The following is a 12761-nucleotide window of genomic DNA, read 5'->3' on the forward strand; positions in this document are numbered from 1 at the left end:
GAGCTGCCGCTCCCGACCCATTATAAGCGAACCAAGATGCCCCCCCATAAAGTAGGTCATTCTGGAAAAAAGCCGAAAACCACGTAACGACTTGTCGGAAACAATGACACCAGCGAGACGAGCAGTACGAGACGGCCGGCATGGGCACAGCCAAGAATTCTGGCCAAACAGGTAAAAAATGCCCCAACCTCGTCAATAACAAACCCGGCAGGTACGGTTTCCCTACAACGATCGCAGCCGAGGAGGGCTCCGATTGTCCGACTTCAGGATGTCTAAAATCCTCTCGAAAAGCACACAACTTCTATTCGACTCCACCGTTTCTATTCGACTCCACCGTTCAGCTTCGCTTGCCGACAGCCCAAACGACCGTTGGCCGCAATCCACCATCCGCTCCCCTGTTTGCCACATTACCGGGCCTTGAATGGCTTGGCGGTTAAGCTTGATCCCCCAAGACCACTTCGGCCCAACCCCGTACTTTACGTAAGCCGGCCCGTCGGTTCCGTTCAAAACTCAGATGCGGCCTGTTCGCACCAGAAATCACGCCAGCAGGTAATAGGTTTGACGGCACAGTTGATTGCGGCCACAATCTGTCGATGCTTCGGATCGGCTTTTGCGGTGATCCGCTCGCCTGGTCAACTTTACGAGTTCCCTTAGCTTCAACCTCGGATTCTACGTTGGGTCAAACAACGGACCAAATAAAACTGCCCATCATGTGCGGTTATGCATTAGCGGTCGGTGTGATCGCGGGTGTGGGCGCGTGGGCCTTTCGCATGCTCATCGGTTTTTTCCACAACTTGCTTTTTCTGGGCGAGTTGAACTTTCATTATGACGCGAATCTGCATACGCCCCCCAATCCGTGGGGCGCGGCCGTCATTTTCGTCCCGGTTATCGGCGCCCTGCTCGTGGCTTGGATGGTCAAGAACTTCGCCCCGGAAGCCAAAGGGCATGGTGTTCCGGAGGTCATGGACGCCGTTTATTACAACCAAGGTAATATTCGCCCGGTAGTCGCCGTCGTTAAATCGGTCGCATCGGCATTGTGCATCGGCAGTGGCGGTTCGGTCGGTCGGGAGGGCCCGATCATCCAGATTGGATCGGCCTTCGGATCAACATTGGGACAAATCACAAAGCTTCCTGTCAACCAACGTGTCACGTTGGTTGCGGCCGGCGCTGGTGCTGGGATCGCAGCCACTTTTAATGCGCCGCTTGGCGGCTTGGTCTTTGCGATTGAATTATTACTGGTATCAATCAATGTCCGCACGCTGCTCCCTGTTGGTCTTGCTACCGTGACGTCCAGCTACATTGGCCGAGTTCTGTTGGGCGCTGAGCCAGCCTTTGACTTTCCCGCAATCCAAATACAAAATTTCGAACTCGCCACACCGGGATTTCTGGCGTTATTCATTCCGTTTGGGGCACTGATGGGTTTAGTCGCATACGTGTTTGTGCGTGGAATCTATTGGGCGGAAGATCTTTTTGATGCGATGCCAGGAAACGCATACACCCGACACCTTTCCGGGATGTTTGTCGTAGGAATTATGATTTACTGCGTCTCCCTCTGGTCCCCGACGCACTACTACTACATTCAGGGAGTCGGCTATGCAACCATCATGGACTTGCTTCATGGTGACGCATCGCTTTTTAAATTAGAGGGAATTGAACTCACGCTCTTTTTATTACTCCTATTCGTCTTGAAATTGGCCGCCACGTTCTTGACGCTCGGCTCGGGTGGCTCCGGCGGTGTTTTCTCACCCTCCCTCTTTTTGGGCGCTATCACGGGCAGTCTGTTTTGGCAATTTGCCGAAGCCGTTTCTCCGGCATGGCTGGCCAACGAGTTACAGGGACATCAAGTGGCTTTCGTGATCTCGGGAATGGCCGCCGGTGTTGGTGCATCGACGGGCGCGATTCTGACCGGTGCCATCATGCTCATTGAAATGACGGCTGACGCTGGCGTTACGCTACCTATCATCTTGACTTGTGTGATTGCGAACGTGGTAAGAAAAACTCTTTCACCAGGAAGTGTATACACGCTCAAACTGCTTCGGCGCGGCCACATCGTCCCCGAAGGTCTCCAGGCAGCGATTACGGATGCTCAAAGTGCGGAACACATCATGACTCGAGATTTCCGAAGTCTGACGAGCAAGGATCAATGGACGCGTTCAGACAAAATTACGGTGATTGAGCTTGGCAGTGGCAATGTTCACGTCGCACCCGCCAACGTCACCACCCCGCCGAGCCCTCTGGACAACAATTGCAGTGTTGTTAGTCAAGACACACCAATCATTGATACATTGCGTCTCATGAAGACAGAAGATGCTCCGTTTGTAATCATTCGAGAAACTTCAGACCAAAGCTCTCCGATTGTGGGCATCATTACTGACCACGAGATTGCGGAATCGATGAAACGCGTCGCAAATTTAATGTAAGTCTGCCTAAGAAAACGACTCTTGTTTTCGATGCTGTTACGAGAATTTAGTCCATTTCCACGGTGCCATGTTGCTTGCCGTGAAGCTCATCGACAATGCCTCAATGATCCGACCGAGGTAACGCGTACGATCCGTTCAATACTCCACTTTCGTCATTTGATTGTCGCTCACGGTTTGTTGAGTAAGGAACGGTTAGATCAGAGAAAAGTACGCAACCATCATCCCAAGTCGGATTCGGCAAACAATGACGTTCTGAGCTCACGTCACATCCCCTGGGAATCCAACTCAGATCTAAGGTAACTGCCCACAAGCTCAACCGCTTTCTGGTTGGGCTTAGCAGCCGGAACAATGATGTGAGCCCAACCCTTTGACGGTTCGACATGACGATCATGCATGGGTTTCACTGTTTGGTGCCACTGCTCCGAAATGGAATTATCCGATCGACCGCGCTGCTCTCGATCTCGCGACCGCCTTCGTTCATATCGCAGACTTTCTGGGGCCTCCACAAAAATCCTGAGATGGCAGATCTCGCGAAGTTTTACCTGCGTAAGAAGCAATACTCCCTCAATCAAAATGACAGGTTTTGCGGTCAGCACAACTCCCGACCTATGCCTTGAGTGATTAACAAAATCATAGCGAGGAGATTCGACATCACGGCCTAAAATCAATTGCTGCACATGATCGACCAGCAAGTCAGACTCCAATGACTGAGGATCGTCGAAATTAGTCGCTGCTCGATCCGACTTTGGCAAATGGCTCAGATCACGGTAGTAAGCATCGTGCTGAAGCGTGGTGACAAGTTTCGCACCCAAATATTCTTCCAACTGCCGACAAAATATCGTCTTTCCGCTACCACTGCCACCTGCAACTCCAACAATCATCTTGCCAGCCATTGATATTCCTGACGCCAAATGACCTTCAAGTAAAAACAACGATTACGCAACAGCGAACAAGTGAAAGCAGCATATCTTTCCAGTCATGACCGCCGATCGGCAATCACCATCGCAATTGGGTCCCCCTGCTGAACGACGAGGATAGCGTGCGTCTTGTCGTCGAGCTAGCCGTCGCACTGCGTCTTCTTCCGCATGATTCGTTTTCGATTTCCACCTCGAACGGTCGGATCATGATCCGGGTGATCCGCGGCAAATTCAAACCCGAGAGGAATGGTCAGCTGAGCCTACCCACAATGACCGGGCGACCAGCAAAACATCCAGCAGCCCCTAAAATTCGCAAAAAGCTAAATCGATGATATCGCGAAGAGGACGAGCCGTGGTTTGATCGATTACTGCCCGAAATTTGTCACGTTGCGAATCGAACGTGTTGTCATCCACGAACAGGACTTCCGTGGCCTTTCGCTCGATTACCACCTGGGGAGTCACCGTCTTGACCTCTTTCTCGCGTGGTGAGGTGGCAACGCGGGCAGTCAAGGCAGCAGCCACATCCATTTTGATGGCAATGGCGGGCGCAGGAACAGCAGCCGTGTAGCCTCCGTTTTGGAACGCCACGACGAGATCGCTGGAGGTGAAATCACCATCGCAATTCCAATCGCCATCGCCCCACTCAGCATTATTTTTAAGCTCGTCCTCATATTTACCGCGTTGAAATACTTGAATAAAGTCCGCCGAGTTGAACAATCCATCGAGATTCGAATCACCAAACTCGGTATTCAGAATATTCGTTATCAATTCATTCATGTCGGATCGATTAACTACTCCATCACCGGTCAAGTCGAATGAATCATCCAGGGAGTCAGCGATAATTTCTGCGCACAACAGATTGATGTCGCTCTCATCGACCACTCGATCTTGGTTGAAATCCCCACGAGGAAATCCACCCTCGCCATCTCGATTACTATACCAACTCACCTTATCGAGAACGCTTGACGTGGCGAGCACGTCCGGTCTTCCATCGGCATTTAGATCGGCAGCCAGAACAGATGTCGCACCGGTCAAACTGTCGTCGATAATTTGAAGATCGCCAAACAATCGTCCACTGTCGACGTTTTCGTACCAGCCAACCACATCGGCTAAGATGGCACCAACCAACACATCGATGTCACCGTCATCGTCAAAATCGGCCACATCAAGAAAGAAAGCACCATCCAAGTCATCTGAGATCAACCGGGCTTCACTAAAGTCACCGCGGCCGTCCAGATTTTCATACCAAACAACTCGATCATCGCCTCCCTCGGTCGTGACAACATCAAGGTCACCATCGCTGTCCAGATCGGAAGCAAGGATTGATGTGGGAACACTACCGTCAGCCAGTGAAGCAATCAACAACTCACTACTGAAATCGCCAGCACCATCAAGATTTTCATACCAAGCGAATGTGAAGCCATCATAGCCATTGGCCATTACATCGAGGTCCCCATCCCCATCGATGTCAGCCGCACGCACGATGGACGGGCCCAACTGACTGTCGGAGATCAGCCTGGCTTTACCAAACGTCCCCAAAGCATCAACATTTTCATACCAGCTGATCGTGTTGTCGTATCTTGAGGTCGTCAAGAGATCGATATCGTCGTCACCATCAAGATCCGCAGCAAACAGATCTTCAGGCGCCCTCCCAGCCCGCCCAACAAGGCGTTGGGGGCCGAAGCGACCCCCTCCATCCAGATTCTCATACCAGGCAATTTTGTTGTCGAAGTAGGATGCAGAAGCAACATCAATGTCACCGTCTCCATCGAAGTCGGCTCCCACCACTGACTCGGTACCATTGGTTCGATCAGAAATCAGCTGAGGCTCACCAAATTTGCCTCGACCAAGATTTTCAGACCATAGCACAGAATCATTTGAAAATGCCGCCGTTAAGACATCCTCGTCACCATCCCCATCGAGATCCGCCACGTTGACCAATTGGGCTCCCGGTGCGCCGACGGCGGCCAGTACTTGCTGGGGACCAAACTGGCCATTCCCATCCAAGTTTTTGTAGAGGGCGATTTTATTGTCAAATCGCGAGGTGGAAAAAAGATCTAAATCTTTATCGTTATCGACATCCGCGAGAAAAACCGATGAAGCTCCATCCGCCGAACGATTAATCGTCATGGGTGCGCCGAAGATCCCTACTCCGATGTTGCGGTACCAAGTGACGCTGTCTCCGATGCGTCCCGCGGTGACAACATCTTGTTTGCCGTCACCATCCACATCATCAACGAAGAGTTGATTTGGGGCCCCCTCCTCCAAAGAAATAATTCGCTCGGGGCCAAATTCACCCCCATCGTTTGCCAACCAGGAAACGACATTGTCTTCGCGTGAAGTCGAAGCAATATCAGGGTCGCCGTCACCGTCAATATCGGTGACAACGATCGACGTAATAAAGTCGGCCGTCAGGATCGTTTTGCGTTCGAAATCCGTTCCGTCGCCCAAATTCTCGAAGACAACAATTTCGCCCAAGGCGGTGATTTGGCCCAGATCATCTCGCTCGCCCACCGAACCGGCAATCACATCGATGTCATCGTCGCCATCCAAATCCGCCGCCACGACGGTGGTTGCCCCTAATTCCGTGTCAGAAATAACCCGTTGCTCACCAAAGCCACCCTTGCCATCCAAATTGGGATACCAAGCCACTTTGTTATCGCCACGCGACGCCGACAAGACATCCAGATCGCCATCATTATCCAGGTCGGCTGCAAATACTGAGTCGCCTCCAGCGATCTCGGCCGAAATCACTTTTTGCTCAGAAAATGTGCCAAGACCGTCGGTGTTTTCATACCAAGATACATCGGCATCGTAATCGTCGGCCGAAGCGGACAGAATGTCCAAGTCGCCATCTCCATCGATGTCAGCCACATTGACTGCCGCAGCCCCGAAGCTGAAATCAGTGATCACCTGCGGTTTTCCATAAGTCCCTTCACCGTCAAGATTCTCGTACCAAGTAATTTTGTTGTCGATGTAACTCGCAACCACAATGTCGGCGTCCGTATCTCCATCAAAATCCGCCGCGACCAATGATTTAGGATAGACGGCATCCGCTTCCACGATTGGTACTTCAGCTGTAAATGTCACCGCCAAAACGCGCCGATCCTCAAGCTGCTCGAAGTCAAACAATCGAGATGATTTCGCCCAACGCCGACGACCTGGGGATTGATTCGCGACGATATTTTTAGCTGCCATGCACCCGGTCTCCAGATCAAATTACCGCGGAATCGCTCACGAAGCCAAAGAAAGACAGAAGCCCACCTATTATTGCACGATAACACAAGCCTAGATTGGTATCCACATTCCGCCTCCCGATTCCAAACTCTTGTCAGATTCCCATCGCGACGAACGATTCCGATCCATGAAATAGACAACATTCGTTAGCCTGTTTCAGATTCGAAGCCATCAAAATTACTTGATGGTTAACTGGATGAAATCCGCCGAATTAGTGAACCTGTGAATCTTTTTTTGCTGGAAAACAAACGAGCATGGCAGGCAAGAAAAGCAGGTCCCCCACCAAGGCCGCTGCAATCGTCGCACAAGCCATGCCAGCAAACATGCGATGATCGGGTAATTCGCTGGTCAAGGCGGTACCAAATCCGAGAACCAAAATCACCGTGGTCGTGACCATCGCCGTTCCAACACCGAGATAGGTGCTTCGAATGGAATCAGCCAGCGAGCTCTCTTCTGACTTTTCGAAGCGAGTCAAGAAATGGATCGTATCGTCAACGGCGATTCCCAAGCAAACAGTGAAAGCACACACACTGGCAAAATCCAAGGCACCACCCATCATGACGAGCACGGTCCCGGTGAATACGAGCGGAAACACATTAGGAATGATGGATATCAAGCCAATTCGCAACGATCGGTAAACAAGCGTAATCACCACAAAAATCACCACGGAAGCAACGCCCAAACTCTTCGCCAAATCGACAACAACCTGATAGAGATCACGACTTCGTCTTACCGATTCTCCACTCAACTCGATTTGGAATCCAGGATAGGCCGAGTTAACGGATGCAAATTGAGATTCGATCTTGCGGAACACAGGTTCGTATTTTGCGATACCGTCATCGCGAATCCGAAATGTGATAATCGTTTGGCGCAATTCATCATTGACGAACAGTGCCTTGAGGGGCGGCGGCAAGAGTTCAAGGAACGACATTTTTGTTGACAAATCACCGTCGTCTGTCGGAAAGGTCGCCAACAAGTCGCAAATCGACAGCGGATGTTTCAACAACGGCTGACGATCAATCAGCGTTTGAACGCTTTCCACCAGATGAAAGATCCGAGGGTCATCGGCCTGAACATCATCGGGCCAGGTAATGACAACTTGCGACGTATCGATTCCGCCCATCGCATCATCGCAATGAGCGAGCGCTGCATACATCTCGCTATCATTGGGAAGAGAATTCTTGGTAACATTATCAGGACGCAAGGTCAGCGAAATTGCCCCGAACCCAATAGTCAGCAGAACAGCGAGTGCGGTCACGATACGAGGATGCCGCATCGTCCAGTTCACAAACCCCAGACTTCCACGCAACTGATGACTGATCAGATCGTTGGCGTGGCCGACGTGAACATGACGGCCAATCACGGTACAGCTGAGCAGAGGGATCAGGGTGACAACAGCACAAAAGGAGACAACAACACCAATCGCACAAGCTTCACCGAAATCTCGAATAAACTCGGCACTTGCCACCATCAACGAACCAAATCCGATACAAGTAGTCAAGGATGTCAAAGCACAAGCCATCCCCACTCGAAGGATCGCTTCCCTGGCAGATTTCGCTTGCGACAGACCTCGCGTACGACATTCACGAATATGCATCATCAGATGGACGCCATCGGTGAGTCCAATCATGCTAACGAGAACCGGCAAAATCACATTGGTCAGGGTATTCGTCGAATGCCCCAGCAAATTAAGCAATCCGATCGACCAAAAGATACCGGCCGCCGGTGCGCTTGCCACGATCAACACAGCACTCACGCCGCGAAACAAGAAAATCGTGACGACCAGCGCTAGCAAATAGCCGATGACCTGAAACTTCATTTGGCTTCGATGCAAAGCGTCATTTTGGGCGACAAACAAAGGTACGTCGCCGGTGATTTTCACACCCATGCCATCGATTCCCGATTCGTCCAACGAACCTCGGGCCGCCACCAGAATAGCTTCCGTACAGTCAGCGTCACTTTCGACATTCAACCAATCGAACACGATTGGCATCAACATTGTTTGCCCATCTGCCGAGATGAGTTGTCCAACAGCTAAGGGATGTTCGAGCACACGACGTCGTGTATCGACATACCGATCTTGCGAGCTTCCTGACGGCGGAATCAATGGCTCTGTGACACCGAACATGTTGGTAATCGGAAGCCGCTCCAACCAAATCACAGAAGCGACCGCGGGCAGATCTTCGACAGCAGTGACCATCTTCCGCAACGCATCAATCGTTGAAGGGCGAAAGAAATCTTCTGACTCAACAACCAACAATGCTTGCGATTTCGGAGATTCGTCATCGTCGGATTGATTCGCCTCTTGGCGATCAGCTTTGAGCTGGCTTGTCGAGTCCGAATCGCGAGGACTCTGTTGTTCCTGCTGACGCTGAGCTCTAGCCCGGAGAGGCGACGGCGTTTCACGCAGATGCCCCCAGGTCGCTAACGCCGTCATCACAACGACAAAAAGTGTAACGACCCAACGGTGTCGCAAGAAAAGATTTGCATACAGATCCAACAGCACAGCCCACCCTCTGATTCCATCTTCCAACTAAATTACTGGCTGTTTGTTTTGCGAGTCCGAAACGCTTGCTTTCGTGCCTCTTCGAAAGAAATTCGCTCGTCGCCATCTTGATCAAATTTTGCAAAAGCAAAAACGGCGAATGCCTTGGGAACCTCTCGCCGAGTCACCAGCCCATCTCGGTTCGAATCCCATCGTTTCATCATTCGTTCGGCTGCCTTGACCGACTCCGAGTATTTTTCGTTCGCTGGCGAATCATCCTCTACCGACTTTGCAGAACTCGGTTGATGAGGAATTGCAATCCCGAAATAAGCAACGACCATCTCCTGCCACGTCTGGTCTCCCCAACGAACAGACACCGTCGGGTCGGGGTTAGTAAGATTGTCTTCTGAATTGTCAAACTCAGCGATGCACTCGACCGTCATGCCCTTCTCAAGAGAAATCGGCGATGTTAATTGATACGAATGCTGCCAATTGAAATCGTAATTCGGGACGTCCAATAAAGTCTCCGTATCGGAATCATCTGCCGGATGTAAGACAAACTTGAAGGACTTTCCGCGTAAGTGCATGTGAGGTGCAATCGCCAACAACTTCGCATCGTTGGGTACTTGGTTGAGCCAGGCTCGGGCTTTGAAGTCGGCAGCGCCAGCTGGAATCTCAAATTCTCGATTCATCGCGATCAACGTTAACACTTGCTCTTTAATACTTTCCGGTTCCGCATAGATCAGCCCCACCTTCGTCAGATCCTCCTGCTCGATTCCAATCGGTGTGTAGTGCATCTGAAAGACGAACTTCGACCCTGCCGGCACCAACACGCCTTGCCCCGCGGGCAAGACCATCGTCGATTGCCCCGGAACGTAAGCTGTCAACCAAGCCATCTGCTTGCGGCTGGGTTGTCCTGGCGGGCGAATGAAAACAATCGCGTGATGGACAACCGATCGATTTCCAGGAATAACCTCGGCTGCGGAAATCCATTTATCCTCTTTGAACTTGGGATCTACCACAAAGTACTGATACTCAACCGTATTTTCTGCGGCGACTTGAAACGGAGTGGAACTCATTCCAAACACTTCGTCCGGGGCGCGCGGCAAGTGCCACCCCGGGGTGAATTTTGCTGGCTCCAGTAGTGACCCGCCCTCTCCTTCAGGAGCGCCTGCGGCCACCCAATCATCAATCTGTTGTTTTACTTCGTCGCTTAAAATTCGAGCGTTGAGAAAATCGCCATGAGCAGGATTCGCGTGCCATGGAGGCATTCGTTGCTCGCGTACTACCTCTGTAATCGTTTCAGCCCAGGCAGAGACATCCTCATAATTCGTCAGCGTGAAGGGAGCAATCTCGCCATCACGGTGACACTCAATACAGTTCTCCTGCATGATTTTCGCGATTTGATTTCGGTACGTCACCTCGGTTTTGCCTGTGTTTTCGACAGACGGTTCACGCACACGCCCGATGTAGCATCCCACCGACTCCACCTTCGGTTCTTCGATTGCGCGTCCTGCCAACAGAGCATCGATCGCATCTTTCAGCTGATGTTCGGTCGGCTCTTCCCGCAGATAGCCGACTCCAAACTGATTGTCGATCCGACCCCAGTAACGCAACACTCGCCTTTCGTCCAATACAAATACCTCGGGCGTGCGTTTCGCTCGCAGCTGGTCAGCAATGCGATTTCCCGGGTCCTTCAGCATCGGAAAATTGATGTCATGTTTACGCGCGAAGGCTGCAATCTCGCTAAGGGAATCCTGCGTGTTCGAATTCACCCCCACAAAGACGACACCCTGATCGGCATACTGATCCTGCAATCGCTGCAGTCGCGGGCCATACAACTTGGCCAGGGGGCATTCGGTTCCCAAGAACGCCAACACAACAATCGGCTGATCCTTAAAGTCCGAGAGCGTGTGTTTTTTGCCACGAAAATCATCGAGAGCAAAATCTGAAACCGTTTCTCCAACGGGAATCGCCTGGTTGGCCGACACGAGCAAGGCGAGCGTAAACAAAAAATTCATAATTTTCACCGAATTTGAGCGAACGATTTGACACGGGAACATTCTAGACGTTACACGCCGGACGTGAAGCGGCCAGTAGGCTGCCTCGGAAACTCGCGACGGGTGAGTTTCAGTGCAGTTTGCGACCCGATGAAGATTAAGCAATCACTTCTTCAATCACCTGAGCTGTCTTGACTCCCGTCAATTTTCGATTGAGCCCACCGTAAAAATAGGTCAATTTTTCGTGATCCAGCCCCATCAATTCAAGGATCGTTGCATGGAGATCGCGAATATGATGGCGATCTTGGACGGCCTCCATACCAAAATCGTCGGTCGCACCATGTGCGTAGCCACCTTTAACACCGCCTCCGGCCATCCAGTAAAGAAAACCTTTCGGATTGTGATCACGACCATGGTTGTTTCCCTGGGAAACTGGCTGTCGACCAAATTCCCCGCCCCACACGACAAGTGTTTCTTCCAACAAACCTCGCTGTTTCAGGTCGGTTAATAAAGCGTCGATCGGCTTATCAATTTCAGGTGCGTGGATCTCGAGATTTTCTTCCATCCCGTTGTGGGCATCCCAGTTCTGTTGCTGATGTCCTCCTCCGGAATAAATTTGCACGAACCGCGTCCCACGTTCAATCATTCTGCGGCCGATCAGGCATTGCCGACCAAAATGAGCGGGCCCAATCGACAATTTGTGCGGGGGTTTAGGATCATAAATACCGTAAGCATTCAAAGTTCGCTGATTCTCTTGGCGCAAATCCATCGCTTCGGGAGCGGTTGTTTGCAGCTGAAAGGCGAGTTCATAACTGGCAATGCGCGCGGGCAGTTCTGAATAGCCAGGCCGATCTGCTAAGTGCTGGGTATTGAGTTTTTGCAAGGCATCAATGTGATCTCTTTGCATGCGACGTGTCATTCTTCCGTTGGGGGAAAGATCTTGAATCGGATCCCCCTTGGCTCGAAATCGAGTCCCCTGAAAAGTCGCCGGCATGTAGCCGCTGCCCCAGTTTGGCGCACCTGGAATCGGCCCGCCGCGAGGATCAAGCATCACAACGTAAGCGGGCAGATTTTGGTTTTCCGTTCCCAATCCGTAAGTGACCCAGGACCCCAGGGAGGGTGACCCTTGGATAATTTGTCCGCTGTTCAGTTGCAAAACGGCTGAACCGTGAGCAAACGAATCGGCGTAGAGACTATTGATGACGCAAATATCATCCATGTGCTTCGCGATCCCGGGGAATGCGTCCGAGCACCACATGCCTGACTCACCATGCTGTCGAAACTTCCGCCGTGATGCGAGTAACCTTTGCTTCTTGATTGAACCACGCCGAATTTCGACATCAATTTCTTCGCCATCCCTTTTCTGCAATTCGGGTTTGTATTCGAAGGTATCCATCGAAGATGGTCCTCCGTACATAAACAGAAAAATGCACCGCTTCGCTTTCGGAAAATGATGCGGCGGTCGCACGGAAAGTGGATTTTCGTAAGGATTCGTGACCGATGGCTCGGCTGCGGCGAATCCGGAAAAAAAACCATCGTTTTGCAGCATGGCCGACAACGCGACGCCACCAAATCCTGCCCCAATCTCCCACAGAAATTGTCGTCGCTGACCCGCACATTTTTCTTGACGAGTCGCCATTTCATTCCTCCGCAATATCAAAGGTCAGATACCCACCAGAATTGATAAACGATTTCGAAGCAC

General features: G+C 51.4%; 6 protein-coding genes. 1 reads left to right on the forward strand and 5 read right to left on the reverse strand.

The genetic code is table 11. The features are described from left to right. Positions 1–674: 674 nt before the first annotated feature. Positions 675–2420 carry a chloride channel protein gene (locus P8N76_08570; protein MDG2381715.1) on the forward strand — a complete coding sequence of 582 codons (1746 nt, stop codon included), beginning with the start codon at positions 675–677 and terminating at the stop codon, positions 2418–2420. 263 nt (positions 2421–2683) lie between these two features. On the opposite strand, the gene udk is transcribed toward P8N76_08570, so the two are convergent. From udk to P8N76_08595, 5 genes are all read right to left on the reverse strand, one after another. Further along, positions 2684–3313 (reverse strand): uridine kinase, encoded by a 630-nt coding sequence (gene udk / locus P8N76_08575; GenBank protein ID MDG2381716.1) that lies wholly within the window; start codon positions 3311–3313, stop codon positions 2684–2686. A 327-nt stretch (positions 3314–3640) separates the two neighbouring features. After that, positions 3641–6535, reverse strand: a complete 2895-nt coding sequence (locus P8N76_08580; protein ID MDG2381717.1) for a VCBS repeat-containing protein — start codon at positions 6533–6535, stop codon at positions 3641–3643. A 250-nt stretch (positions 6536–6785) separates the two neighbouring features. Next, positions 6786–9080 (reverse strand): MMPL family transporter, encoded by a 2295-nt coding sequence (locus P8N76_08585; GenBank protein ID MDG2381718.1) that lies wholly within the window; start codon positions 9078–9080, stop codon positions 6786–6788. Between the two features lie 32 nt (positions 9081–9112). Further along, a complete protein-coding gene (locus P8N76_08590; GenBank protein ID MDG2381719.1) occupies positions 9113–11080 on the reverse strand; it encodes a redoxin domain-containing protein in 1968 nt (655 codons plus the stop codon). A gap of 136 nt (positions 11081–11216) precedes the next feature. Continuing rightward, positions 11217–12698: a DUF1501 domain-containing protein gene (locus P8N76_08595; GenBank protein MDG2381720.1), complete on the reverse strand. Its 1482-nt coding sequence runs from the start codon at positions 12696–12698 to the stop codon at positions 11217–11219. Positions 12699–12761: the final 63 nt, after the last annotated feature.

The organism is Pirellulaceae bacterium (assembly GCA_029243025.1).
Lineage (GTDB): Bacteria > Planctomycetota > Planctomycetia > Pirellulales > Pirellulaceae.